Origin of the sequence: Pseudonocardia lacus (assembly GCF_018531445.1) — a bacterium.
GTDB lineage: Bacteria > Actinomycetota > Actinomycetes > Mycobacteriales > Pseudonocardiaceae > Pseudonocardia > Pseudonocardia lacus.
Window position 1 is genome coordinate 1 of record NZ_JAHDTH010000044.1, and the last position, 25,548, is coordinate 25,548.

Annotated in this window: 23 protein-coding genes; 3 read left to right on the forward strand and 20 right to left on the reverse strand. The window is 73.8% G+C overall.

The genetic code is table 11. The features are described 5' to 3' along the window. The 4 genes from KIK08_RS12225 to KIK08_RS12240 all read right to left on the reverse strand — a co-directional run. On the reverse strand, window positions 1-1,022 hold a 1,022-nt coding region (locus KIK08_RS12225), incomplete at its 3' end, for a glycoside hydrolase family 3 N-terminal domain-containing protein (protein ID WP_214403199.1). After that, window positions 1,019-1,849 (reverse strand): carbohydrate ABC transporter permease, encoded by an 831-nt coding sequence (locus tag KIK08_RS12230; RefSeq protein ID WP_408004667.1) that lies wholly within the window; start codon window positions 1,847-1,849, stop codon window positions 1,019-1,021. The genes KIK08_RS12225 and KIK08_RS12230, both read right to left, overlap by 4 nt. After that, entirely contained in the window at window positions 1,846-2,676 is an 831-nt protein-coding gene (locus KIK08_RS12235; RefSeq protein WP_214403200.1) for a carbohydrate ABC transporter permease, read from the reverse strand. The genes KIK08_RS12230 and KIK08_RS12235 overlap by 4 nt, the downstream gene beginning before the upstream one ends. A gap of 90 nt (window positions 2,677-2,766) precedes the next feature. Beyond that, a complete protein-coding gene (locus tag KIK08_RS12240) occupies window positions 2,767-3,921 on the reverse strand; it encodes an extracellular solute-binding protein (protein WP_250556860.1) in 1,155 nt (384 codons plus the stop codon). Between the two features lie 314 nt (window positions 3,922-4,235). Between KIK08_RS12240 and KIK08_RS12245 the strand changes: the two genes are divergently transcribed. Next, window positions 4,236-5,390, forward strand: a complete 1,155-nt coding sequence (locus tag KIK08_RS12245; protein WP_214403202.1) for an ROK family transcriptional regulator — start codon at window positions 4,236-4,238, stop codon at window positions 5,388-5,390. A 161-nt stretch (window positions 5,391-5,551) separates the two neighbouring features. Here KIK08_RS12245 and KIK08_RS12250 read toward each other — a convergent pair whose 3' ends face one another. Genes KIK08_RS12250 through KIK08_RS12285 form a run of 8 tightly spaced genes read right to left on the reverse strand, consistent with a single transcriptional unit; the run spans window position 5,552 to window position 14,931 of the window. Continuing rightward, on the reverse strand, window positions 5,552-7,033 hold the full coding sequence (locus KIK08_RS12250) for a mannitol dehydrogenase family protein (protein WP_308257601.1): 1,482 nt from the start codon (window positions 7,031-7,033) through the stop codon (window positions 5,552-5,554). Next, the gene (locus KIK08_RS12255) at window positions 7,030-8,502 is read right to left on the reverse strand and encodes a UxaA family hydrolase (protein ID WP_214403203.1); all 1,473 of its coding nucleotides are present in this window, start codon (window positions 8,500-8,502) and stop codon (window positions 7,030-7,032) included. The genes KIK08_RS12250 and KIK08_RS12255 overlap by 4 nt, the downstream gene beginning before the upstream one ends. 38 nt (window positions 8,503-8,540) lie before the next feature. Then, window positions 8,541-9,746: a D-mannonate dehydratase ManD gene (manD, locus tag KIK08_RS12260; protein WP_214403204.1), complete on the reverse strand. Its 1,206-nt coding sequence runs from the start codon at window positions 9,744-9,746 to the stop codon at window positions 8,541-8,543. After that, entirely contained in the window at window positions 9,743-10,603 is an 861-nt protein-coding gene (locus KIK08_RS12265; protein ID WP_214403205.1) for an ABC transporter permease, read from the reverse strand. The genes manD and KIK08_RS12265 overlap by 4 nt, the downstream gene beginning before the upstream one ends. Continuing rightward, window positions 10,603-11,523 (reverse strand): ABC transporter permease, encoded by a 921-nt coding sequence (locus KIK08_RS12270; RefSeq protein ID WP_214403206.1) that lies wholly within the window; start codon window positions 11,521-11,523, stop codon window positions 10,603-10,605. Before KIK08_RS12270 ends, KIK08_RS12265 begins: the two co-directional genes overlap by 1 nt. A 24-nt stretch (window positions 11,524-11,547) precedes the next feature. Next, window positions 11,548-12,693 (reverse strand): ABC transporter ATP-binding protein, encoded by a 1,146-nt coding sequence (locus tag KIK08_RS12275; protein WP_214403207.1) that lies wholly within the window; start codon window positions 12,691-12,693, stop codon window positions 11,548-11,550. Beyond that, window positions 12,690-13,895, reverse strand: coding sequence for an extracellular solute-binding protein (locus KIK08_RS12280; protein ID WP_214403208.1), 1,206 nt, complete (start codon window positions 13,893-13,895; stop codon window positions 12,690-12,692). The genes KIK08_RS12275 and KIK08_RS12280 overlap by 4 nt, the downstream gene beginning before the upstream one ends. A 13-nt stretch (window positions 13,896-13,908) precedes the next feature. Next, complete coding sequence (locus tag KIK08_RS12285; RefSeq protein ID WP_214403209.1) at window positions 13,909-14,931, reverse strand: LacI family DNA-binding transcriptional regulator; 1,023 nt, start codon at window positions 14,929-14,931, stop codon at window positions 13,909-13,911. Between the two features lie 177 nt (window positions 14,932-15,108). On the opposite strand from KIK08_RS12285, the gene uxaC reads away from it, so the two are divergent. Then, window positions 15,109-16,539 (forward strand): glucuronate isomerase, encoded by a 1,431-nt coding sequence (gene uxaC / locus KIK08_RS12290; protein WP_214403210.1) that lies wholly within the window; start codon window positions 15,109-15,111, stop codon window positions 16,537-16,539. A 571-nt stretch (window positions 16,540-17,110) separates the two neighbouring features. On the opposite strand, the gene KIK08_RS12295 is transcribed toward uxaC, so the two are convergent. From KIK08_RS12295 to KIK08_RS12305, 3 genes are all read right to left on the reverse strand, one after another. Further along, window positions 17,111-18,055: an MvdC/MvdD family ATP grasp protein gene (locus tag KIK08_RS12295; protein ID WP_214403211.1), complete on the reverse strand. Its 945-nt coding sequence runs from the start codon at window positions 18,053-18,055 to the stop codon at window positions 17,111-17,113. A 25-nt stretch (window positions 18,056-18,080) separates the two neighbouring features. Further along, window positions 18,081-18,728, reverse strand: a complete 648-nt coding sequence (locus KIK08_RS12300) for a hypothetical protein (RefSeq protein ID WP_214403212.1) — start codon at window positions 18,726-18,728, stop codon at window positions 18,081-18,083. Between the two features lie 164 nt (window positions 18,729-18,892). Then, entirely contained in the window at window positions 18,893-19,678 is a 786-nt protein-coding gene (locus tag KIK08_RS12305; protein ID WP_214403213.1) for an enoyl-CoA hydratase/isomerase family protein, read from the reverse strand. Between the two features lie 107 nt (window positions 19,679-19,785). On the opposite strand from KIK08_RS12305, the gene KIK08_RS12310 reads away from it, so the two are divergent. After that, the gene (locus tag KIK08_RS12310) at window positions 19,786-20,394 is read left to right on the forward strand and encodes a TetR/AcrR family transcriptional regulator (RefSeq protein ID WP_214403214.1); all 609 of its coding nucleotides are present in this window, start codon (window positions 19,786-19,788) and stop codon (window positions 20,392-20,394) included. Between the two features lie 34 nt (window positions 20,395-20,428). Here the strand turns inward: KIK08_RS12310 and KIK08_RS12315 are convergent, their stop codons facing one another. From KIK08_RS12315 to KIK08_RS12335, 5 genes are all read right to left on the reverse strand, one after another. Beyond that, a complete protein-coding gene (locus tag KIK08_RS12315) occupies window positions 20,429-21,763 on the reverse strand; it encodes an MFS transporter (RefSeq protein ID WP_214403215.1) in 1,335 nt (444 codons plus the stop codon). Window positions 21,764-22,002: 239 nt separating this feature from the next. After that, window positions 22,003-22,782, reverse strand: a complete 780-nt coding sequence (locus KIK08_RS12320; protein WP_214403216.1) for an SAM-dependent methyltransferase — start codon at window positions 22,780-22,782, stop codon at window positions 22,003-22,005. A gap of 157 nt (window positions 22,783-22,939) precedes the next feature. Further along, window positions 22,940-23,353: a Rieske (2Fe-2S) protein gene (locus tag KIK08_RS12325; protein WP_214403217.1), complete on the reverse strand. Its 414-nt coding sequence runs from the start codon at window positions 23,351-23,353 to the stop codon at window positions 22,940-22,942. Between the two features lie 15 nt (window positions 23,354-23,368). After that, on the reverse strand, window positions 23,369-24,430 hold the full coding sequence (locus tag KIK08_RS12330) for an amidohydrolase family protein (RefSeq protein WP_214403218.1): 1,062 nt from the start codon (window positions 24,428-24,430) through the stop codon (window positions 23,369-23,371). Window positions 24,431-24,434: 4 nt separating this feature from the next. Further along, window positions 24,435-25,547 carry an amidohydrolase family protein gene (locus tag KIK08_RS12335; RefSeq protein ID WP_214403219.1) on the reverse strand — a complete coding sequence of 371 codons (1,113 nt, stop codon included), beginning with the start codon at window positions 25,545-25,547 and terminating at the stop codon, window positions 24,435-24,437. Window position 25,548 lies beyond the last annotated feature (1 nt).

The following is a 25,548-nucleotide window of genomic DNA, read 5'->3' on the forward strand; positions in this document are numbered from 1 at the left end:
GCCCGGCGCAGCGCGGCGATCCGCTCCCGGGCCCGGTCGAGCCGCTCCCTCGGGGCGCGCCCCTCCCGCACCGCCTCGGCGACCGCCGCCACCGCCGCGGCGACGCCGTCCGGTCCGGGCTCGGCGCCCAGGCACAGCAGGTCGGCACCGGCGACGAAGGCGTCCGCGGCGGCCGCCGCGATCCCGGCCCGCGCGCTGGCCGCGTGCATGTCCAGTGCGTCGGTGACGACGACGCCGTCGAACCCGAGCTCGACGCGCAGCAGCCCGTGCAGGGCCGCGGCCGACAGGGTCGCGGGCAGCTCCCCGGTCAGCTCCGGGACCCGGATGTGCGCGGTCATCACGCACGGCGCGCCGGCGTCGATCGCGGCCCGGAACGGCACCAGCTCCCGCTCGCGCAGCACGTCCAGCGCCACGTCGACGGTGGGCAGCGCGAGGTGGGAGTCCTCGCGGGTGGCGCCGTGGCCGGGGAAATGCTTGACGCAGGCCGCGACGCCGGCGTCGTGCAGACCGGCGATCGCGGCCACCCCGTGCCGGGCAACGCGCTGCGGGTCGTCGGAGAACGCCCGGGTGCCGATGATCGGGTTGTCGGCCGCGGTGTTGACGTCCACGCTCGGCGCGAGGTCGAGGGTCACCCCCACGGCGGCGAGCTCCGCGCCGAGCGCGCGGTAGACCTGCCGGGTCAGCACGACGTCGTCGGCGGCGCCCAGCGCGGCGTTGCCCGGGTAGGGGCTGCCGGTGGCGTGCGCGAGGCGGGTGACGTCGCCGCCCTCCTCGTCGATCGCGATGACGGGATCGTCGCCCTCGGCGCGCAGCGTCGCCGAGAGCCGGGCCAGCTGCTCGGGGTCGACGACGTTGCTGCCGAACAGCACGACGCCGGCCAGCCCGTCGGCCAGCCCGCGCAGCACCCACGGCGGCGCGGTCGGGCCGGTGAACGAGGCCAGCACGACCCCGGCCGCGGCCCGGGCCAGCTCGTCGTCGGCCACGACCGCGGCCATCGGCTCCGGTGCGGGGGCGCGGGTCATCCCTTGACCGCCCCGGCCGACATCCCCGACACCAGCCTGCGCTGCACCAGCAGGAAGAACACCAGCACCGGCAGGGTGAACAGCGTGGAGGCGGCCATCGTGCCGCCCCAGTCGGTGCCGAACGCGGTGCGGAACGTGGCCAGCCACACCGGCAGCGTCAGCTTGTCCTGCTCCTGCATGATCACCAGGGCGAACATGAACTCGTTCCACGCGGTGATGAACGCGAACACGCTCGTCGCGACGAGGCCGGGGGCCAGCAGCGGGAACACGACCCGCCGGAAGGCGCCCAGCCGGGTGCAGCCGTCGGTCATCGCGGCCTCCTCCAGCTCGACGGGGATGGCCGCCACGAACCCGCGCAGGGTCCACACCGTGAACGGCAGGGTGACCATGAAGTAGGTGAGCACCAGCGCGGGCAGCCGGTTGAGCAGCCCGGCGTCGCGCAGCACCAGGAACGCCGGGATCAGCAGCGCCTCCAGCGGCGCGGTCTGCGCCAGGATGATCAGCAGCAGGTAGGCCCGCCTGCCCCGCCAGCGCAGGCGCGCGACGGCCAGCGCGGCCAGCGCCGCGGTCAGGATGGACAGGACCACCGCGGCCAGCACCACGACCAGGCTGTTGCGCAGGTAGTCGACGAAGAACGGCCGGGTGACCGCCGTCTGGAAGTGCTCGAACGTCACCGGCCACGGCAGCACGTGCGGGGTGCTGGACAGGATGTCGCCGCTGGGCTTGAGCGCCGTGGCGGCCATCCAGTAGACGGGGAAGGCCATGACCAGCGCCACGGCCACACCGACCAGGTTGACCAGGGTGCGGCTGCCGCGCCTGCGGATCACTGCTCGTCCTCCGCGCTGCGCACCATCAGCCGCGCGTACCAGGCCAGACCGGCCGTCAGCATCAGCATCATGATCACCGAGATGGCCGCGGCCGTGCCGAACTCCCGGCTGCCGATGCCCTGCTGGTAGGCGTAGAGCGCCATGGTGACCGTCTCCCGGTTGGGACCGCCCTGGCGGATGCCGTAGACCTGGGTGAAGACCTTGAAGTCCCAGATCACCGACAGGAACGTCAGCACCAGCACCATCGGCCGGATCGCCGGCCAGGTCACCGCGGTGAACCGGCGCCACGGCCCGGCGCCGTCCATGGCCGCCGCCTCGTACTGCTCGGGGCCCACCGCGGTCGTCGAGGCGAACAGGCTGAGCGCCACCAGCGGGATCGCCTGCCAGACCACCAGCGCGGTGATGACGCCGAAGGTCGAGATCCCGGTGGCGAACCAGGAGTGGTCGGCGAAGTCGAGACCGAGCCCGGTCAGCGCCTGGTTGACGATCCCGAACTGGGTGTCGAACAGCCACTGGAAGATCACCGTCGCGGAGATCGGCGGCACCGCCCAGGCCAGCACCAGCGCCACCGACAGCGCGATCTGCACCGCCCGCGAGACCGCCGCCAGCAGCAGCGCGACGGCCAGCCCGAGCACCATCGTCAGCGCCACGTTGACCAGCGTGAACACCACGGTGCGCAGGACGACGGTCCAGAAGAACGGGTCCGCCAGCACCTCGCGGTAGTTCTCCAGGCCGATCCACACCGTGCGGCGCTGGACCAGCTCGGCCAGGCCCAGGCGCTGGAAGGAGATGGCGACGTCGCGCACCACCGGCCAGCCCAGCAGCACCAGCAGCGCCAGGACGCTGGGCGCGACGAGCGCGTAGGGCAGCCAGCCGCCGCGGCGCCGCCGGTGACGAGGTGGTGACGGGCTGCACGGTCAGGAGCTCATCCGCTCGGTGATCAGGTCGTCCGCCGCCGCGGCGGCCTGCTGCACCGGGACGCCCTGCAGCACCTGGGTCAGCATGTCCTTCAGCGGGTTGGGTGCGGTCTCCACCGACGCCCACGTCGGGTCGACCGGCGTGGCGCGACCGACGGCGGCCGCCTCGATGCCGGTCTGCAGGACCTCGTTGTCGGCCGCGACCCCGGCCAGCGCGCTGGAGTTGGGGATCGCCCCCGCCTCGGCGAGCGCGGTCTGGGTGTCGGTGCCGGCGACCAGCCCGATGAACTCCTTCGCCAGGTCGGGCGCGTCGCTGCCGAGCGGGACCGCCAGGTCCGAACCGCCCACGAACGGCGGGGCGAGCTTGCCGGCCGTCTTGCTCGGCAGCGCGAACACGCCGAGCTTGCCGTCCAGCTCCGGGGCGGCCTCGACCGCGCTGGCCAGCTCCCAGGGCAGCCCGATCATCATGGCCGCGCCGCTCTGGGACAGGATCTCGTACTGCTGCGGCGTGGCCTCGTCGGTGTCGGCGGGTGCGGTCGACAGCGCCGAGTACAGCTGCTGGTAGCGGGCGATGCCGGCCTGGCCCTGCGGCGTGGCCAGCGCGCCCTTCCAGCCCTCACCGGCCGGGACGGCCAGCTCGCCGCCCTCGTCCCAGACCAGGCTGGCCAGCGTGTACCACTGCTGGCCGGGCAGGTAGAGCGGCATGAACTGGGGGTTGCCCGCCCCGAACGCGGCGCGCAGCGGCTCGCCGAGCGCGAGCAGCTCGTCCCAGGTCGTCGGCACCGCCACGCCGGCCTGCTCGAACAGGTCGGTGCGGTAGATGACCGTGCGGGTGCCGGCGTAGAACGGCACGCCGTAGGTCTTGCCCTCCCACTTGCCCGGCTCGGCCAGGCCCGGCAGCCAGGAGTCGCTGTTCTCGAAGGTCCCGACGGCGTCGGAGAGGTCGGTCAGGCCGCCGGCCGCGGCGTACTGCGCGACCTGCGTGTTGCCGATCTCCAGCACGTCCGGCGGCTGGTCGCCGGCCAGCGCCGTGGTCAGCTTCTCGCCGATGCCGTCCCACTGCTGGACCTGGTACTCGACGGTGACCCCGGGGTGGGAGCCCTCGAAGTCCTTCTTGAGCGAGGCGGCCACGTCGTCGGGCAGCGATCCGGTCATGTACCAGACCGTGAGCGTCGACGGCGCGGCCGCTTCGGGTGTCTCGGATGCGGGCGCGCCGCATCCCGCCAGGATCACGACGGTGACTGCGGACAGCGCGGTCACCAGGTGCCGGATGTGCATGGCCCTCCCGTTCGCCAGGGGGAACTGCTCGGGTGGTGTGGGTCTCGTCCGGTGGACTTCGGGCGAGTTGGGGGCAAACTAATAGGAAACTTTCCTAACAGCAAGACACCAGCCATGATCGGCGCATACTCTTCACATCCGGACGTCCCACGCGGCCGGACGCGCCAGCCAGCCCCACCGAGGAGCCGCGAGTGTCACGACCGGGCACGCCCAGCCTGCTGCGGGCCATGAACGACCGCGCCGTCCTGGACCTGCTGATCTCCGAGGGCCCGCTGACCCGCACCGACCTGGGCGGGCGCACCGGGCTGTCGAAGGTGACGGTCTCCCAGCTGCTGTCCCGGCTGGAGGCGCGCGGCCTGGTCGAGGTCGTCGGCTCACAGGCCGGCAGCCGCGGGCCCAACGCCGCCCTCTACTGCGTCGTCCCGACCGTCGGCTACGCGGCCGGCGTCGACGTCGGCCCCGACGGCATCACGGTCGCCGTCGCCGACATCACCGGGGCGGTGCGCGGGCGCGGCGCCGTCCCCGGTGGCTCCGACGACCTGGTCGACGGCCTGCACAAGGCGCTGTCCGCGGCCACCGCCGAGGCCGGCGTCCCCGAGGACGGCCTGCAGGCCGTGGTCATCGGCACCCCCGGCGTCGTCGACCCGGCGACCGACGCCGTCGACCTCGCGATCGACGTCCCGGCGTGGAGCCCCGAGCTGCCCGCCGCCCTGCGCGCGCGGCTGCGCTGCCGGGTGAGCGTCGAGAACGACGTCAACCTGGCCGCGCTCGCCGAGCAGGCCCACGGCGGCGCCGCCGGCACCGACGACTTCGTCCTGCTCTGGGTCAGCCGCGGCCTGGGCATCGGGATCGTGCTCGGCGGCCGCCTGCACCGCGGCGCCAGCGGCGGCGCCGGCGAGGTCGGCTACCTCCCGGTGCCGGGCACGTCCCTGCCGAGGGTGGTCAGCGACCCGCGGGCGGCCGCGTTCCAGTCGCTGGTCGGCGGGCACGCCGTCTGCGCCCTCGCCGCCCGCCACGGCCTCGACGACACCGACCCCGCCGCCGCCGTGGCCGCCGCCGCCGCGCTCCCCGACCACCCCCTGCTCGACGAGCTGGGCGAACGCCTCGCCGTCGGCGTCGCCGCCATCTGCGTGGTGCTCGACCCGAGCCTGGTGGTGCTGGCCGGCGACGTCGGACGGGCGGGCGGCGCGGCGCTGGCCGGGCGGATCCAACGAGCGGTCCCCCGCATCGCCCCCGTGCACCCCGCGGTACGACCCACGGAGGTGGCCGGCGAGGCGGTGCTGACCGGAGCGATCCACGTAGCGGTGGCCACCGCCCGCGACGAGGTCTTCGACGCCCCCGCCTGACTCCGTCGAGAACGAGGTTGTCGTGATCCACAGGCCCTGTTGATCACGACAACTTCGTTCTCGACGGGGTCAACGACCGCGGCGCGAGTCCCGACGCGGAGGCGCCGCCGGAGACACCTGGCCAACCCTCCAGAAGATCGTGTGCGTCGCCAGGCGGGCTCTCAGGGACCGCTCGCGCTCGGCCGCACCTCGCCCAGCAGCTCGTCCAGGTGCTCGTCGAGCAGATCGCGCAGCTCCACCGAGTCCCGCAACTCGTCGTCGAACACCTCCGGGAGCCCGAGCATCCGCTCGGCCAACCCCCGCCGCGAGCCCGCCGCCGCCTCCCGGAGCCGGTCGGCCAGGGGGTCGTCCAGGGGCAGTGGGCGGCCCTGGACATCGCGACCACGGGCCACGTACGCCATCCACGCCGCCAGCGCGAGCGCGGCCCAGCGCGGTTGCGCCCCGGCGCGCAGCCGCGCGCGCAGGATCGGCAGCAGCCGCACCGGCAGCTTCAGCGAGCCGTCCATGGCGACCTGGGTGGTGCGGTGGCGCAGGGCGGGGTTGGCGAAGCGGTGCAGCACCGTGCGGCGGTAGTCGGCCAGGTCGATGCCGTCGGGCGCGACGAGCGTGGGCAGGGCGTCGGAGTCCATGAACGCCGTGGCGGCCGCGGCCAGCCGGTCGTCGCGGACGGCCTCGGCGATGGTCGGGTAGCCGGCGAGCGCGCCCGTGTAGGCGAGCAGGGAGTGGGTGGCGTTGAGCAGGCGGAGCTTGACGGCCTCGTAGGGCGCCACGTCCGCGGTCAGGGTGGCGCCGGCGCGCTCCCAGGCCGGCACCGGGCCGGCGAACGACTCCTCGATCACCCACTGGCGGAACGGCTCGGCCACGACCAGCGCCTCGTCGCGCACGCCGAACAGCCGGGCGGCGCGCTCGCGGTCGTCGGCGGTGGTGGCCGGCACGATCCGGTCGACCATGGTCGACGGGAAGCGCACCGCGGCCGCGACCCACTCCGCCAACGGGCCGCCCTCCGCGGGCGGCAGCGCGGCGCAGAAGTCGGCGACCAGCCCGGCGAGCACGGCGCCGTTGCCGACGAGGTTGTCGCAGGACACGACGGTGAGCGGAGCGCCATCGCGCGCGCGGCGCTGCAGTCCGCGCACCAACTGGCCGATCGCCGTCGAGGGCGCGTCGGGGCGCTGCAGGTCGGCGCGGACCGCGGGGTCGGTCAGGTCGAGCCGGCCGTCGCCGCCGCGGCGGTAGCCCTTCTCGGTGACGGTCAGGCTCACCACGCCGACGGCCGGGTCGGCGATCGCGGCGCGGACGCGTTCGGGCTCGTCGGGCGCCGACGCCACCTCCGCGACGGCGCCGACGACCCGGGCCGACTCGACGCCCTCGTCCACTTCGAGCACGCCGTAGTAGCCGTCCTGGGGGCGCATCTGCTCCACCACCGCCCGCGAGCGCTGGGTGACCCCGAGGACCGCCCACCCGCCGCCGCCCTCGGCCGCCATCGCGTCCTCGGTGTAGACGGCCTGGTGGGCGCGGTGGAACGCGCCGATACCCAGGTGCACGATCCCGATCCGGGCGTCCGGGTGCCGCGGGTGCGCGGCCACGCCCGGCCGCAACCGGTCGAGCGTCCCGGCGGTCAACCGGGGCAGCGCGGGACCGGTCACAGGACCGCCCCGAGCTGCCAGGGCACCATCTCCTCGCCGCCCACGCCGAGCGCCTCGCTGGCGCTGGGCCGCCCGGAGGCCACCTCCAGCAGCGTGTCCAGCACGCGCTCGCCCATCTCGGCGAGCTCGACGCCGCCGGTCACGACGGGCCCGCAGTCGACGTCGATGTCGTCGGCCATGTGGGCGGCCATCGCCGAGTTGCTGGCCAGCTTGACCGTCGGGGCCGGGCGGCTGCCGAAGACCGAACCGCGCCCGGTGGTGAACGCGATGAGGGTGGCCCCGCCGGCGACCATCCCGGTCGCCGAGACCGGGTCGTAGCCGGGGGTGTCCATGAAGACCAGCCCGCGGCGGGTCGGGGTGACGGCGTAGTCGACCACCTCGACCAGCGGGGCGCGCCCGCCCTTGGCCACCGCGCCGAGCGACTTCTCCAGGATCGTGGTGATGCCGCCGGCCTTGTTGCCCGGCGACGGATTGCCGTCCAGTGTGGTGCCCTGGTCGGCGGTGTAGCGCTCCCACCAGGCGATCCGGTCGAGCAGCACGCCGGCCACCCCGTCGTCGACGGCGCGCGCGGCCAGCAGGTGCTCGGCGCCGTAGATCTCCGGGGTCTCGCCGAGCATCGACGTGCCGCCCGCGGCGACCACAGCGTCGGAGGCGACGCCCAGGGCAGGGTTGGCGGTCAGCCCCGACCAGCCGTCGGAGCCGCCGCACTGCAGGCCCAGCACGAGGTGCTCCATCCCGACCTCGGTGCGGGTGTCGCGGGCCAGCCGCTCGGCGATCTCGCGGACCCGGCGGTCGCCCTCGGCGATCGCGGCCGCGGTGCCCCCGACGTCCTGGATGGAGTACGACGAGACCGGCACGTGCTCGCCCACGCCGAGCCCGGCGACCAGGCTCGACAGGTCGTTGACCTCGCAGCCCAGCCCCACCACGACGATCCCGCCGATGTTGGGGTGGCGGGCGTAGCCGGACAGGGTGCGGCGCAGCACCTCCCAGCCCGGGCCCCGGTCGGCCATGCCGCAGCCGCTGCCGTGGGTGAGCGCGACGACGCCGTCGACGCCGGGCAGCTGCTCGAACTCGAAGCGGCGGGCGATGTGGCGGGCCACCGTGGCCGAGCAGTTGACCGAGGTCAGCACCCCGATGAAGTTGCGGGTGCCGACCCGCCCGTCGGGGCGCAGGTAGCCCCGGAACGTGCGGTCCACCGACCCGGTCGCCCGGACCGGCGGCGCCGGCGGGGCGGCCGCCCGCAGCCGCTCGCCGGGCATCGCCAGGTTGTGCGTGTGGACGTGCTCGCCCTCGCGCACCGCGGCGGTGGTCACCCCGATCACCTGCCCGTACTTGTGCACGAGCGCGCCGGCCGGCAGGGCGCGGCGGGCCACTTTGTGCCCGGCCGGGACGCCGGCGTGCCCGTCGGTGAGCACGACGGCGACGTCGTCGTCGGGGTGCAGCGTGAGCAGGTCGGTGGTGGTCGTCATGGCTGTCCTCTCACCACGGTGTCACCGGGAACGCGGTGTCACCAGGAATGCAGCGTGCCGTCGGCCAGCCGGTTCACCGGCAGCGACGCCGCCTTGTACGGGTACCGCGCGGCGAGATCCTCGTCGATGTCGACGCCGAGGCCCGGCTCGTCACCAGGGTGCAGGTAGCCGTCGGCGTAGCGGTAGGCGTGCGGGAAGACGGCGTCGGTCTCGGCGGTGTGGGGCATGTGCTCCTGCAGCCCGAAGTTGGGCGCGCTGATGCCCAGCTGCAGTGACGCGGCCATGCACACCGGCGACATGTCGGTGGCGCCGTGCGCGCCGGTGCGCACGTGGTGCAGGGCGGCCAGGTCGTGGATGCGGCGCAGGTGGCTGATGCCGCCGGCGTGCACCACGCTGCAGCGGATGTAGTCGATCAGCTGCTCGCGGATCAGGTCGGCGCAGTCCCAGATCGTGTTGAAGACCTCGCCCACCGCGATGGGCGTGGTGGTGTGCCGGCGGATGATCCGGTAGCCGGACTGCAGCTCGGCCGGGACCGGGTCCTCCAGCCAGGTCAGCGCGTACGGTTCGAGCGCCTTGCCGAGCCGGGCGGCCTCGATCGGGGTGAGCCGGTGGTGCACGTCGTGCAGCAGCTTGACGCCGGGCCCGAACTCCTCGCGCACCCGGGCGACCACGCCGGGCAGGTGGTCGAGGTAGGCCTCGGTCGACCAGACGGTCTCGGTGGGCACGGCCGAGTCGGCCGGCTCGTAGACGTCGCGGTCGCTGACCCCGTAGACCTTCTCCAGGCCGGGCACACCGCTCTGCACCCGCACGGCGCGGTAGCCCTCGCGGATCAGCCGGTCGACCTCGGTCAGCAGGGAGTCGGTGTCGGTGCCGTTGGCGTGCCCGTACACGGTGACGCCGTCGCGGCTGCGCCCGCCGAGCAACTGGTGCACCGGCAGCCCGGCCTGCTTGCCCTTGATGTCCCACAGCGCGGTGTCCACGGCGCTGATCGCGGTCATGGTGACCGGGCCGCGGCGCCAGTAGGCGCCCTTGTAGAGGTACTGCCAGGTGTCCTCGATGCGGCCGGCGTCGCGCCCGATGAGCAGCGGCACGACGTGCTCGGTGAGGTAGGCGGCCACGGCCAGCTCGCGGCCGTTGAGGGTGGCGTCGCCGACCCCGGTCAGCCCCTCGTCGGTGACGATCTTCAACGTGGTGAAGTTGCGCCCGGGGCTGGTCACGATGACGCGCGCGTCGGTGATGATCACGGTGCCGGCGTCTCCTTCACCCGGGCGACCAGCTGCGTCGGGTTGACGTAGCGCAACGCGACCACCAGCAGCACCAGCATCGTCGAGGTGTAGATGACGGCCATCGCGTCCACCGATTGCTGCGCCCTGATCCCGGCCGCCGACATGGCGTAGTAGAGCGACACGACCAGTGTCTGCGAGTCGGGCCCGGCGGTGAGGAACGTCAGCTCGAACATCCCGACCGTGCGCACCAGCACCAGGATCGCCGCGGCCAGGATGCCCGGCACCAGCAGCGGCCCGAGCACCCGCAGGAACATCGCGCGCACGCCGGCGCCACACATCCGCGCGGCCGACTCGATGCTCGGGTTGATCTGCTCGATGAACGGGGTCATGGTCAGGATGACGAACGGCACCGAGGGCACCAGGTTGGCCAGCACCACGCCGGAGGCGTTGCCGGCGAAGCCGTACTTGTAGAGCACGGTGGCCAGCGGGATGCCGTAGGTGATCGGCGGCATCAGGATCGGCAGCAGGAACGCGAAGTAGACGATCTTCTTGCCGGGGAAGTCGCGGCGGGCCAGCACGTAGGACGCCGGCACCCCGATCAGCACCGAGATCAGCACGACCAGCAGCGACACCTGCAGCGTCACCCACACGACGTCGAAGAGCCCGAACTCCTGCCAGGCCGAGGCGTACCAGGAGCCGGTGAAGCCCTCGGGCAGCCAGGTGCCGAACCACCGGGTGCCGAACGAGCTCACCAGCACCGAGCCGACCACCCCGGCCAGGTTGACCAGGAAGAACGCCACGACGCCCCAGACCAGCCAGCTGCTCGGGGTGCCCACGATCCGGCGCTTCGCCGGCCTGCTCACCACGGTGGCCATCAGCCCTTCCCTCCCGTGCTGCCGGCGTAGAGCCGGGAGCGCCACAGCAGCACCACCGCGATGACCAGCAGCTCCACCGCGCCCATCACCATCGCGATCGCCGAGGCCAGCGAGTAGTCGTACTGCTCGTAGGCGGCCTGGTAGGCGGCCAGGGCGAGCACCCGCGTCTCCCCCGCCGGGTTGCCGACCAGCACCGCCGACGGGAACACGCTGAAGGCCAGCACGAACGCCAGGCAGAACGTGGTGGCCAGGCCGGGGGCCAGCAGCGGCAGGGTGATCCGGCGGAAGCGCTGCGTCCAGTCCGCGCCCAGGGTCGCCGCGGCCTGCTCCAGGGTCGGGTCGATCCCGGACAGGTAGGACAGGATCAGCAGGAACGCGAACGGGAAGCCGGTGATGACCAGCGAGAAGAACACGCCCCAGTAGTTGTTGACCAGCTGCACCGGCGCGTCGGCCAGCCCGAGCCCGACGACGGCCTTGTTGAACCAGCCGGCCGGGCCGAGGAAGTTCAGCAGGCCCTGCGCGGTGAGCACGGTGCCCAGCGTGATCGGCACCACCAGGACGATCGTCAGCAGCCGCTTGCCGCGGAACCGCCCGCGCATCTTGTAGGCGATCGGCACCGAGGCCAGCACGTTCAGCAGGGCCGCCGGAAGGGCCAGCCCGAGCGTGATCCAGATGGTGTTGCGCTGGTAGGGGTCGGAGAAGAACGCCGCGTAGCTGGCCAGCGGGCCACCCTCGGCCGGGGCGAAGGACAGCTGCAGCCCGTAGCCGAACGGGTAGACGAACAGCAGCGCCACGAACAGCACGGCCGGCAGGAGCAGCAGCAGTGTCCGGTCGATCCCGCGCTCGGCCAGCCGGTGGCTCAGCCCCGGGTCCCGCGGGCCGGTGGGTGTCGGGTCGGTCCGCTCGACGGTGAGGCTCATGTCGTCGTCCTCATGTCGTCGCCCTCATGTCGTCACCGCGTCGACCAGCGGGGCCGGGGCCTGCTCGCCGGGGGCCAGCGGGTAGACCAGCAGCCGCTCGCGCTCGACGGTCAGGGCGACCTCGTCGCCCGGGGCCAGCCTGCGCTCGGTGCGCAGGTGCAGCGCCCGCCCGGCGGCGGTGCGGACCTCGACGGCCAGCTCCCGGCCCTGGTACTCGACGACCTCGACGGTGGCCGCGATCCGGTTGTCGCCGCCGGCGTCCTCCACGACCAGGACGTCCTCCGGGCGGACCGCGGCGACCACCCGGTCGCCCGCCGACACCGCCGCGGTGGCCGTGCCCAGCAGGGTCAGCCCTTCGCCGCGGACGGCGACCTCGGCGTCGACCCCGGTGCCGGAGACGTGCGCGGCCTCCAGCTCCATCAGGTTCCGGAAGCCCATGAAGTCGGCGACATGCCAGTTCACCGGCCGCGCGTGCAGCTGCTCGGGCGTGCCGACCTGCTGCACCCGCCCGTGGCGCAGCACGACCAGCCGGTCGGCCAGCGACAGCGCCTCCTCCTGGTCGTGGGTGACGTAGACGGTGGTCAGCCCCAGCGACTGGTGCAGCCGGCGGATCTCGGTGCGCATCTCCAGGCGCAGCTTCGCGTCGAGGTTGCTCAGCGGCTCGTCCATCAGCACCAGCGAGGGCTCCAGGACGACGGCCCGGGCGATCGCGACGCGCTGCTGCTGGCCGCCGGAGAGCTGGCCGGGCAGCTTGTCGGCGTGCTCCTCCAGCTGCACCAGCCGCACCCCCTCCTCGGTGCGCCTGCGCACCTCGGCCCGCGGCAGCTTGCGCATCTGCAGCCCGAAGGCGATGTTGCGGCGCACGGACATGTGCGGGAACAGCGCGTAGCTCTGGAACACCATCCCGAACCCGCGCTTCTCCGCGGGCAGGGTGTCGATGCGGCGCTCGTCCTGCCAGATGCTGCCCGTGGTCAGCGGCAGCAGCCCGGCCAGGCAGTTCAGCGCGGTCGACTTCCCGCACCCGGACGGCCCGAGCAGCGCGATGAACTCCCCGGCGCGGATGGTCAGGTCCAGCTCGACCAGCGCGTCCTTGCCGGCGAAGCGGCGCCCGACGCCGTCGAGGCGCAGCTCGCCGAACCGCCCGGGTGGGGCCGCTCCGGCCGAGCTCACGACCCGCCGCCGATCTCGCGGTCCCACCTGTCGAACGCGGCCACGATGTCCTTGGTGGCCAGCGGGGTCGCGGTCGGGTGCTCGGCGATCAGCGCGTCGTACTCCGGGCGGCCGAACTGGGCGATGACCTGCTGGCTCTCCGGCGGGGCCATCTCCAGCGTGACGTCCTTGATCGCCGGGCCGGGGTAGAAGTAGCCCGAGTCGTAGGCCTTGGCCTGCTGCTCGGGGGTCAGCATGAACTCGATCAGGGCCAGCAGCGCGGCCTGCTTGTCGGGCGAGACGCCCTTGGGGACGGCCGCGTAGTGCGCGTCGGTGACCCAGGTGAAGCCCTCCAGGGTGCCGACCTTGTAGTCGGCGGGCACGGTGCCCAGCGCGCGCGGGTTGATGTCCCAGCCGGTGGTGGTCACCACGATGTCGTAGGTGCCGTTGGCCAGGTTCTTCATCGTGTCGGTGGTGCCCGACGGGTAGGACTGGATCGTCTTGTCCAGCTCGGCGAGGTAGGCCCAGGTCTTCTCCCAGCCGTTGACCGGGTCCTTCGGGTCGGAGTCGCCCAGGATGTAGGGCAGCCCCATCAGGAACGTGCGCCCCGGCCCGGAGTTCGCCGGCCGGGCGTAGCCGACCTTGCCCGGGTTGGCCTGGGCGTAGGCCAACAGCTCCTCGGCCGTCGTGGGCGGGGTCGGCACGCGGTCGGGGGCGTACTCGATCAGCGGCCCGGACGGGTAGTAGGTCACGACCACGCCCTGGTCGGCGGCCAGCTCCTGCATCGCCGCGGCCGGTTCGAGGTAGGCGTCCATGCCGCCGAGGCGCTCGGCGAAGTCGGGCAGCAGCGGGGTGAACAGCCCCTGCTCGGAGCCGGCGGACAGGCCGTCGGTGCCGGTGAGGACCAGGTCGATGCCGAGGCGGCCGGCGTCCTGCTGGGCCTTGACCTTGCCGGCCATCTCCGGCGCGGTCGCCTTCTCGGTGGTCACCCGGGAGACGATGTCGGGGTTCTTGGCCACGAAGTCGTCGATCATCGGCTGGGTCAGCTGCAGGTTGCCGGCGACGTCGAGGATGTTGAGGGTGACCGGCTCGGACGGCCGGTCGGGCACCTGCCCGGCCGGCACCGGGGCCGCGGGGCCCGCGGTGGGGGCACCGCACGCGCTGAGTACCAGCAGTGCCGAGATCCCGCCTGCGGCGAGCGCCTTGCGCCATTGCACGGTCATCGTGGTGTTCCCTTCATCGGGATCGATCGGCTCTGCGGTCGGTCAGCGCCGCGGGGTCGGGGGCGACACCCGTGGTGGCGCGGACGACGAGCTGGGTGGCCAGCTCGCGTTGGGGCGCGGTCGGACCGGCGTCGCTGAGCAGGGCCAGCAGCATCGCCACGGCCGCCCGGCCGGCCTCGTGCTGCGGCACCGCGACGGTGGTGAGCGCCGGGTGGGTCATCGCCGACATCGGGATGTCGTCGCAGCCCAGCACGCTGATCCGGTCGGGTACGGCCACGCCGCGCGCGCCCAGGCGGCTCAGCAGCCCCAGCGCGACGATGTCGTTGTAGGCCACGACCGCGCTGGCCCCGGAGGCGAGGGCCAGGTCGGCGGCGGCGACGCCGCCGTCGAAGCGGGGCGGGAAGTGGCCCAGGTGGACCAGGTCGACGCCGACGGCCTCGGCGGTGGCGCGCAGCCCCTGCTCGCGCTGCCCGTTCGACCACGACGAGCGCGGGCCCGCGACGTAGCAGACCCGCCGGTGGCCGAGCGCGGCCAGGTGCTCGACCGCCTGGCGCATCCCGTCGGCGTTGTCGACGGTGACGGCCGGGTAGCCGGCGACCTGCCGGTTCATCAGCACGACCGGGGTGTCGGTGCCCGCCTCGGTGAGCTCGGCGTCCGGGGAGCGCGGGGAGCAGAGCACGATGCCGTCGACCTGCTTGGCCAGGGCGCGCAGCAGGCCGGGCTCGGCGCTCGCGTCCTCGTCGGTGTCGGCGATGAAGACCGAGTAGTCGGCGGCGCGGGCCGCGGCCTGCACGCCCTTCACCACGGCCGCGAACAGCGGGTTGGCCAGGTCCGGGACGACCAGCCCGAGGTTGGCGGTGCGCCCGGTGATCAGCCCGCGGGCGGCCCGGTTGGGCTCGTAGCCCAGCCGCCGGGCGGCCGCCTGCACGCGGGCCCGGGTGACCGGGCTGACCAGCTCCGGCATCGACAGCGCCCGCGACACCGTGGACTGCGAGACGCCGGCCGCCGCGGCGACGTCCTTGATCGTGACGGCCACGGTGACCTCCGTCGGTGCTCCGGGTGCGGCGTGGGGAGAGTCTGAAACCGTTTGCGGTCGCGGTCAATCCCCAATTTCCCGCGCAACCCGCTGGTCCGGATGCGCGCAGCGAGATGCGACTTGCCCTGGCGGTGTCACTCTTGCAATCCTTTGCAGCAACCGATGCCGGGAGGTCGAATGCGTCCGCTGCTCCTCGACGAGGACCGCGCGCTGCCCGCGGACCCGGCGACCCGCGCCGTCGCCCGCCAGATCTACGCGCGCGTGCGCGACCTGCCCCTGGTCTGCATGCACGGCCACGTCGACGCCGCCGTGCTGGCCGCCGACCGGCCCTTCGCCGACCCGGCGAGCCTGCTCGTCGTGCCCGACCACTACCTGCTGCGGATGCTGGTCTCGCAGGGCGCCCAGCTGGCCGAGCTCGGGGTGCGCACGGTCGGGGGCGGGCCGGTGGTGACCGACCCGCGCGAGATCTGGCGGCGCTTCTGCGCCGGCTGGCACCTCTTCCGCGCCACCCCTACCCGGTTCTGGCTCGAGCACGAGCTCGTCGAGGTCTTCGGCATCGACGTGCGGCCCGGGCCCGACACCGCCGACGCGATCTACGACCGGATCGCCGAGCAGCTGGCCCGGCCGGGCTTCCGGCCCCGCGCCCTGTTCGACCGCTTCGGCATCGAGGTGCTGGCCACCACCGACTCACCGCTGTCCGCGCTGCCCGACCACGCCGTCCTGCGCGAGCAGGGCTGGGGCGAGAAGGTCGTGCCGACGTTCCGCCCCGACGCGCTGCTGCACGTGCGGCGCCCCGGCTGGCGCGCGGACGTCGACCGGCTCGCCGCGCTCGCCGACGTCGACTGCGCCGCCTACGACGGCTTCCTGGAGGCGCTGCGCGAACGCAGGCGGGCGTTCGTCGCGGCCGGGGCGATGGCCACCGACCACGGCCACCTCGGCACCGACACCACCCCGCTCCCGCCCGCCGACGCCGCCCGCGTGTACGCCGACGCGCTGGCCGGGCGCGCCGACGACCGCGACGCCGACGCCTTCGCCGGGCACATGCTCTTCGAGATGGCCCGGATGAGCCGCGACGACGGCCTGGTCATGCAGCTGCACCCGGGCGTGCTGCGCGACCACGACCCCGACGTGCACGCCCGCTTCGGCCCCGACATGGGCTTCGACGTCCCGGTGGCCGCCGAGTTCACCCGCGCACTGCGCCCGCTGCTCACCGCCTTCGGCCACGACCCCCGGTTCCGGCTGGTCGTGTTCACCGTCGACGAGACGGTCTACTCCCGCGAGCTCGCCCCGCTGGCCGGCGCCTACCCGGCGATGCGGCTGGGGGCGCCGTGGTGGTTCCTGGACAGCCCGCACGGGATGCGCCGCTTCCGCGAGGCCGTCACCGAGACCGCCGGGTTCTACAACACCACCGGCTTCGTCGACGACACCCGCGCGTTCGTCTCCATCCCCGCCCGCCACGACCTGGCCCGCCGCATCGACGCCGGCTACCTGGCGACCCTGGTCGCCGAGCACCGCCTGGACGAGGACGAGGCGCTGGAGACCGCCGTCGACCTCGCCTACAACCTCCCCCGCGCGGCGTACCGCGGGCTGGCGAGCCCCGTGTCGTGAGCGCCCGGCACAACGGCGCTCCCGCCCGAGAAGCGGTCGTCGGGGTCGGAAGAAGCCCGGTGTTGGCGATGCCCCGCGCCGCCCGGTACGGCTCCACCACCCCTTCGGCGACGCAGTTCGCGTCGTTCCAGCAGATCAGGTGGAAGTAGCACGCCTCGTCGACCTCACCCAGCAGCGCCATCGGAGGAATCCGCAACAGCGATCCGCCGGCCGCGTCCTCCTCATCGGGGGTGAGGCCGCCCGCGACCTCCGCGAGATCGGCGATCTCGGGCCGCAACCGCTCGACGCAGGTGACGCAGCGCCGCTCGAAATCGGTGTGCGTGCGCAGCTGCGCGGGATCGTCGAGTTCGAGGAGGACGTCGTGGTAGGCGTCCAGGGTGCGCGACACGGGGTGGTCGTCGTACCAGCGCCGCCCGCACAGGCCGATGAACGTCGCCGGCCTCGCCCGCGGTCGACGCTCGGGGTGGCGCCGGGAGCGCCGCGCCCGTTCCTCGCGGAGTTCGGCGAAGCGCTGGCGGACCCCGGCCGGACGCACGGAGCAACGGTAGCCGGCCTATCAGGCCGGAAGGTTTCACGACGTCGTGACCACCGCCGGCAGGGCCCGGCCGGCCCCGGCGAGCAGGAACTCGGCGAGGGCGTCGGACACCGGCTCGGCCCCCGTGCGGTGCTGGATGCCCGCGAACATCGGCGACGGGTTGCACTCCAGCACCGCGAACCCGCCGTCGGGCCGGCGGCGCAGGTCGATCCCGGTGAACGGCATCCCGCACGCGGCGGCGGCCCGCCGGCACGCCGCGTCCTCGGCGTCGGTCAGGTCCGTGCGCCGCACGTCGGACTCGGCTCCGCGGTAGTCCAGCTCGTCGGACTCGATCTCGTAGGCCGCGACGACGGCGTCGCCGACGACGTAGACGCGGATGTTGCGGCCCGGCACCTCGGCCTGGAACAGCACCGGCGCCGCCGCCAGGCTCGACAGGCGCTCGGGCGCGAGGTCGGCCGCGGCGAGCCGGCGGCAGCGCCCGCCGCCGGCCAGCGGCTTGTAGACGACCGCCCCCACCTCGGCGGCGAACGCGGCGACGGCGTCCGGGTCGTTCGTGGCCAGCGTCGACGGGACCGGCACGCCGGCCGCGCGCAACGCGTCGAGCTGCTCGGGCTTGCGGAAGTGCTGCGCCATCCGCTCGGGCGGGTTGACCAGCGCGGCCCCGCCCGCGGCGAGCGCGGCGGTGAAGCCGGCCAGGAACGAGCGGCGCTCGCGTCCCGCGGCGTAGTCGCGCCGCGCCAGCGCCGGGTCGGGCTGCACCACGCGGAACGGCAGCGGGAGCGGGAGGCTGCGGACGTACCACGTCCGGACGGCACCCAGGTCGACGCCGTCAGCGACCGGCGACCCGTCACGCAGGCTCAGCCGCAGGGCCCGGGGAAACCGGCCGAGGTCGAGCACCGCCGGCGTCGCACCCCGCCGGCGCAGGGCGGACGCCACACAGGCCACCTGCGGGTCGCCGGGCGGGCCGATGATCCCGACCATCACGCGCTCCTCGCCGCCCGCGGGGTCAGACCGCGGTCCCGGCGTCCAGACCGTCGACCGGGTCCTCGGAGAACTCGTCGGCGAAGTCGTCGGCGAACGCCTCGGGCTCCTCGTCGAAGGACTCGTCGTCGAGGATGCGGTCGAGCGCGCCGTCGCCGGGCCCGGAGTCGACGGGGAAGTCGATCGGCTGGTCGTCGGGCTGGTCGCCCTCCTCCCCGATGGCGTCGCTGGTGACCACGGGCTCACCGGTCCCCCAGCCGGGATCGATCGGGACGTCGCCCGGCGCGTCCTCCGGCTGGTCGCCCTCCTCGCCCAGTGCGTCGGTGGTGACCACGCCATCGAGGTCCTCGGCGTCTTCGGGGTCCTCGATGTCCTCGATGTCGACGTCCTCGTAGTCCTCGATCTGGTCACCCTCCTCACCGAGGGCCTGAGTGGTGACCACGTCGTCGCCCTGGTCACCCTCCTCACCAAGGGCCTGAGTGGTGACCACGTCGTCGCCCTGGTCACCCTCCTCACCAAGGGCCTGCGTCGTGACCACGTCGTCGTCGCCCTGGTCACCCTCCTCACCAAGGGCCTGCGTCGTGACGTCGCTCTGCGACGCCGCGACCGGCGGCGGGCGCAGTCCGCCCACCGTGTCGGCCAGGTCTTCGATGAACAGCCGGTCGCGCTCCATGCGGGCCTCCCCCCGTCGGTCCGGGCCGCACCCGGAACCGCACCGACGGTAGGACCACCGCCACGCTGCGGCATCGGGGAAAGCGCCGGTACTTCGGGTGGTGGCTTAGGGGGAGTAAGGCCGAGCTGACCCCACGGCAATCGGGGGTCGACCCGGCGACGCCGTCAGCCGAGCGCCCACTCGCCGGTGAACTCCGGCTCGCGCTTCTCGTTGAACGCCGCGAACGCCGCCCGGGTGTCGGCGGTGGCGAAGTTGACCGACTGCGCCCGCGCCTCACCGGCCAGCGCGGCCGGCAGGGTGCTGTCGGCGCCCTCGTTCAGCAGCGCCTTCGACTGGCGGATCGCGACCGGGGCGGCCGCGGCGAGCCGCTTGCCCAGGTCGGCGACGAAGCCGTCGATCTCCTCGGCCTCCACCACCCAGGTGACCAGGCCGAGCCGGTGCGCCTCGGTGGCGTCGATCATCTCGGCGAGCAGCGCCAGGCGCTTGGCCTGCTGCAGCCCGACCAGCTTGGGCAGCAGCCACGACCCGCCGAAGTCCAGCGACAGCCCGCGCTTGGCGAAGATCTGGGAGAACCGCGAGCCCGGCGTCGCGACCACCATGTCGCAGCCCAGGGCCAGGTTCCAGCCGGCGCCGACGGCGACGCCGTCGACCTTGGCCACCACCGGGATCGGCAGCTCGTGCAGCAGCAGGGCGATCTCGTTCACCTTGCGCATGCGGTCGAGCGGGTGCCCGGTGGCGACCCCGCCGGACAGGTCGGCGCCGGCGCAGAACGCGCCGCCCGCTCCGGCGATCACCAGGGCGCGCACCTCGTCGTCGTCGCGGGCGACGGTGAACTGCTCGCGCAGCGCGTCCCAGAGCTCGCCGTTGAGCGCGTTCTTGCGGTGCGGGCGGTTGAGCGTCAGCGTGAGGACTCCGCTGTCGCGGCTGGTCAGCAGGACGTCGTCCGTCATCGGACTCCTCCACGTCGGCGGGGCGGATCGCACCCGAACTTACCGAACACTCGTTAAGGCGACAACGCAGCGAAGCCCACACCGGGGCTCGCCCATATGCTGACCCGATGACCGATGGCCGAGGCGCGCCGACCATCCCGCGCGGCGGGGGCCGGGAGGCCATCACCGAGGCCGCCCGGGAGATCCTCAGCGAGCGGGGCTACCACGGCACGTCGATCCGCGACATCGCCAAGCGCGCCGGGCTGAGCCTGTCGGCGCTGTACTACTGGCACCCCAGCAAGCAGCACCTGCTCGCGGCGCTGATCGAGGACGGCACCCACGACTACTTCACGCGCTGCGACCGGGCGCTGCGCAAGGTGGCCGACGACCCCGTCGAGAAGCTGCGCGCGCTCGTGCGCGCGACCGTCGAGTACCGGGTGAGCCGCAGGGTGGAGAGCAACATCTCGAACCTGGAGTGGCGCAACCTGGAACCGGAGAACCGCGAGCGGCTCGACGGGCTGCGCCACGCGGCCACCCAGCTGTGGGCCGACATCGTGGCCGACGGCGTCGCGACCGGCGCGTTCCGCTGCGCCCACCCCGACGACGCCCGCCGCTCGATCATCGCCGCCTGCAACGCGATCGCCCAGTGGTACGAGCCGGGCGGGGGCACCACCCTGCCCGAGCTCGTCGAGCACTACACCGCGATCGCCCTGCGGATCGTCGACCACCGGGGCTGACCCCGCGCCACCCGGCGCGGGGCCGGCCCGACGGTCAGCTGGGCGTCAGCTGCTTCGACCCGTCCGCACCGCCGGCCTCGGCGTCCATGGTCGGGCGGCGCAGGCCCAGCCGCGCGGCGTCCTGGTCGGGCCGCACGACGAGCATCGCGGTCAGCCCGCCGAGCACCATCAGCCCACCTGCCACGTCGAAGGCGAGCCCGTAGCCGGCCGCCGGAGTGGCCGCGCCGTCGACGATCGCGCCGGTCAGCGTCGGGGAGACGATGCTGGCGACCGAGACGACCGCGTACCAGACGCCGAGGGCGGCGCCGCGCTGGCGGGCCGGCACGGTGTCGGCCACGGCGGCTTGCGAGAGCGGGGTCTGCGAGTTGCCGATGCCGAACGCGATCGCCACCAGCGGCAGCGCCCACGCCGACGCCCCGGCCCGGGTCATGAGGATCATCGCCAGCCCGGCGACCAGCGCGAACGCCCCTCCGATGACGCCCTGGCCGATCCGCCGGGACACGCCACGGCGCAGCAGCCGCTGCGACAGCGCGCCGCCCAGCAGCATGAACACGATGCTGACGTAGGCGGGCAGGCTGGCCACGAAGCCGAGCGACGCGCGGTCGTAGCCGGCGATCTCGCCGAGGTAGAGCGGCAGGAACGAGATGCCCAGGGCCAGGCCCCAGTAGACGGTGAAGCCGGAGAACAGGGTGCCCAACCAGGTGCCGGTGGTGAGCAGGCGCCGGTACGGGATGCGCGGCTCCTCGACCACCCGGACCTCCGGGTCGGCGTCGGGCTTGGCCGTGGTCACCGCGTGCGGGCCGTCGCCGCCGACGAGGTACCAGGCCACGGCCCAGATCAGGCCCAGGACGCCGAGCAGCAGGAACGGCGAGCGCCAGCCGGCCGAGGCGATCAGCATGTTCAGCAGCGGGGCGCCGATGATGACGCCGAGGCCGGAGCCGACGGTGAGCAGCGCCGCGGTGAAGGCCCGCTTGTGCTCCTCGACCCAGGTGAACGCGACGTGCATGCCGAGCGGGATTCCCGGCCCCTCCCCCGCGCCGAGCAGGATCCGGGTGGCCAGCAGCACGCCGAACCCGGCGGCCGGGACGGCGATCGGCAGCTGGGCGACCGACCAGGTCACGGCCAGCCCGATGAGCAGCCACTTGCCCGGCACCCGGTTGCCCAGGAAGCCGAAGGCGATCGCGGAGATGCTGAACAGCAGGTAGAACGAGCTGGACAGGACGCCGTACTGGGTGGTGCTGATGCCCAGTTCGGCCATCATCGGCGCGGCCGCCAGCCCGATGATCGACTTGTCCGCGAAGTTGATCGCGACGAACAGCATGAGCAGGGCGATGGCCCACCGGCTGCGGGCGGAGCGGGACAGGCTCACGGGACCTCCTCCTGGTCTGGCGCCATGGGCAGATGGGGTCGGTGTCCGGGTGATGCGGGCCGGCGGCCGAGCCGCGGGTGTGGCCCCGATCTCCTTAACGATCGTTCGACCACTATCGCATCGCGGGCGCCGCACTGGAAAGCGTCAGTCGCCGCGTGCCCGGGCGCCTCCGTCGAGAACGACGTCGCGGTGCGTTGGACCGGTCCAATCTGACGACAACGTCGTTCTCGACGGGGCCGTCAGGGCTTGCGGCCGACACCGCCGAGCAGGTGCACCCGGTGCGCGTCGCGCCGCGGCCCGGCCTCGGCCGGCCGCCACTGCATGATCGGCACGACGCCCGGATCGAGCAGCTCCAACCCGGCGAAGAGCCCCTGGACCTGGGCCAGCGTCCGGGTGGAGCGCCCGAGCCCGGCCGCGCTCCCGGCGTGCATCGCGCGGGCGACGCCGTCGGGGTCGAAGTCGGCGGTGGGGTGCGACAGGACGATGTGGCTGCCTGGCGCGAGCCGGGCGATCAGCGCGTCCAGGATGGCGCGGGCCTCGGCGTCGGTGTGCCGCATCAGGGTCGACGACAGCGCCACGGCGACGGGCGCGCCGAGGTCGACGGTCGCGGTGAGGGTCGGGTCGTCGAGCAGCGCGTCCGGATCGGCGACGTCGCCCTGCACGAACCCGACCGCGCCCTTCGGGTGGCTGATCAGCAGGGCGCGGCAGTGCGCGGCGACCACCGGGTCGCGGTCGGCGTAGACGACGCCGGCCAGCGGCTCGACCTCCTGCACGACCTGGTGCAGGTTGTAGGAGGTGGGCAGCCCGGCCCCGAGCAGCACGAACTGCGCCAGGCCCACCTCGGCCACCAGGTGGCGCACCGCGCGCTCCATGAACCGGCGGTGCTCCCGGGCGATCATCGCCAGGTCGGGCAGCTCGGCGGTCATCGCGTCGGCGACCTCGCGGTCGGCGGCGTAGTTGTCCTTGCCGCCCAGCCAGTAGTTGTGCACCCGCACCGGGTGCGGCCGGCTCGCGTCCACCTCCGGGAGCCCAGTGGGCGGCTGAGCCATCGACGTCCTCCGGCTGACTACTCGGCGTAGCGAGGGACTGCACTCCGGGCGGTTCGACCCGACAGGTGCAACCATACCCATTGGGAGCAACGCGGAGCGTGACCACCGCTCGTCGCGTGTCCGCCCTTCAGACGTGGACCACGACGTACCGGCGCCGGACCTCCACGTCGTAGCGCTCGGCGACGTAGGGGCCGGGCACGTGCCCCGTCCCGGCCTCGACCGAGGTTTCGTAGGCCCGCACCCGGGTGCCGGCGGGGTCGAACCACGAGCGCCCGGTGGTGACGTCGAACTCCCACCCGTGCCACGGGCAGCGCAGGATCTCGCCGTCGCGCTCGTAGCTGTACTCGCCCGGCGCGCGGGACGTGACCAGCCCGGACAGCGTCCCCTCGCACAGCCGGGCGCCCGCGTGCGGGCACGTGTTGCGCAGCGCGTAGTAGCGGCCCGCCACGTTGAACACCCCGATCGACCGCCCGTCGACCTCGACGATCTTGCGTTCGCCCGGTGCGATCTCGTCGGTGGTCGCGACGACGTGAGCGGCCACCTCAGTGCCCCGCCATCAGTCGAGCCCGTAGAGGGCCACGGCGTTGCCGCTGAGGATCCGCGCCCGCGCGTCGGGGTCCAGCCGGGCCCGGAAGGCCCGGTCGGGGTCGTCGAAGTCCCAGTGCGGGTAGTCGGTGGAGAACATGACGCGCTCGACCCCGCCCATCTCGTCGAAGACCGCGAGCAGGTCGCGCGGGTCGGGGGGCTCCTCGATCGGCTGAGTGGTCACCCACAGGTGCTCGCGCACGTACTCCGACGGCGGCCGGGTCAGGTGCGGGACCTCCCCGCGCAGTCGCGCCCAGTGCTTGTCCATCCGCCACATCAGCGGCGGCAGCCAGCCGAACCCGCCCTCGACCAGCACCACCCGCAGCGCCGGGAAGAACTCGAACAGGCCCTCGACGACCATGCTGACCACCTGGGCCTGGAAGGCCTGGGCCATCGCGGTGTGGTCCTCGATGTAGAACGAGGGCCACCCGGACGCGGTCAGCGGGTTGCGCCCCCGGCCGCCGCCGAAGTGGATGCCCACCGGCAGGCCGTTGCGCACGGCCGCCTCGAAGATCGGGTGGTAGCGGCGCCTGCCCAGCGGCTCGTCGGTGCGCACCAGCAGCAGCACCTGGACGAACCCGGGGTGCTGGGCGGCCCGGTCGATCTCGGCCGCGGCGAGCGCGGGGTCCTCGTAGGGCACGACGATGCCCGCGCGCAGCCGCGGCTCCTTCTCCAGCCACTCCGCGACCTGCCACTCGTTGACCGCCCGGCACAGCGCGGCCGCGTAGTCCGGGTTCTGCTCGCGGCAGGCCGTGGTCAGGCAGTTCAGCACGCCGTAGCGGATGTCGTAGTGGTCCAGGTGCTGGGCGCGCATGAACTCCAGGTCGCCGCCGGGCGGTCGTCCCGACGGCGGCCACGCGTCGGCGCGGGCGGCGCGCGGCGAACCCTTGGGGTAGGAGGTCCCGCCGTCGGCCCGGCCGCCGTAGGTGTCGTCGTGGTCGCGCCAGCGCTGCGGCAGGTGCGGGCGCAGCGCGCCGGGCCAGAGCTCGTTGTGGATGTCGCAGTCGACCAGCGGCGGGCGCGACCGGGCCATGGGCTCATCCCTCCAGGCGGTAGGTGTCCGACGCGTTGCCGCCCAGGAATCGGGCCATCGATTCGGCGGGCAGTCCCGCGGGCGCCGCCTGCGCCGGGTCGTCGAACTGGTGGTGCGGGTAGTCGGTGGCGAACATGAGCATGCGGTCGCTGCCCAACCGATCCAGGACGGCGCGCAGCAGGGCCGGGTCGTCGGGCGCGTCGATGGGCTGCGCCGTGAGCCGCACCGACTCGCGGATCACCTCCGAGGGCAGCCGGTCGACCCACGGCACCTCGCGCCGCAGGCCCTTCCAGTTCTTGTCCAGCCGCCACATCAGCGCCGGCAGCCAGGTGAACCCGGACTCGACGAGCACGATCGGCAGCCCCGGGAAGCGCACCGGCACGCCCTCGCACACCAGGCTGACCACCTGCGCCTGGAACGCGTGGGTCAGCCCGACGTACTCCTCCAGGTAGTAGCTGGGCGCCCCGACCGGGGTGACCGGGTTGCCGGCCGAGCCGCCCGCGTACACCGCCAGGGCCAGCCCGTGGCGCTGCGCGGCCTCGTAGATGGGCCAGTAGGTGCGCGAGCCCAGCGGCACCCTGGCCCGCACGGGCATCAGGACCTGGACGAACTCCGGCAGCGGGCCGACCCGGTCGATCTCCTCGGCCGCGCGCGCCGGGTCCTGGGCGGCCACCACGACCGAGCCGCGCAGCCGCGGCTCGGCGGCGAGCCACTCGGCGCGCTGCCAGTCGTTGACCGCCCGGGCCATGGCGGTGGCCCAGTCCGGGTTGTGGATGCCGTCGACGCCGTAGACGCAGTGGGTGAGCGCGACCCGGGTGCGCCACGGGTCGAGCAGCTGCGCGCGCAGCAGGTCGAGGTCGGAGCCGGGCGGGCCGGTGTCGGGGCGGGTGCCGGGGATGGCGCTCAGCGGTGAGCGCGGCGGGTAGAGGTCGGACTCCAGGCTCCGCACGCCGCTCTCGCGGACGTAGTCGCGCCACCGCGCGGGCAGGTGCGCCGCCAGCGCGTCGATCGAGCGGGGCGTGATGTGCACGTCGGTGTCGACGAGCGCGACGCCGGGCCAGTCGGCCGGGCGCGCGTACTCCCGCGCCCCGCCCGCACCCGCCAGCTCGACGACCATC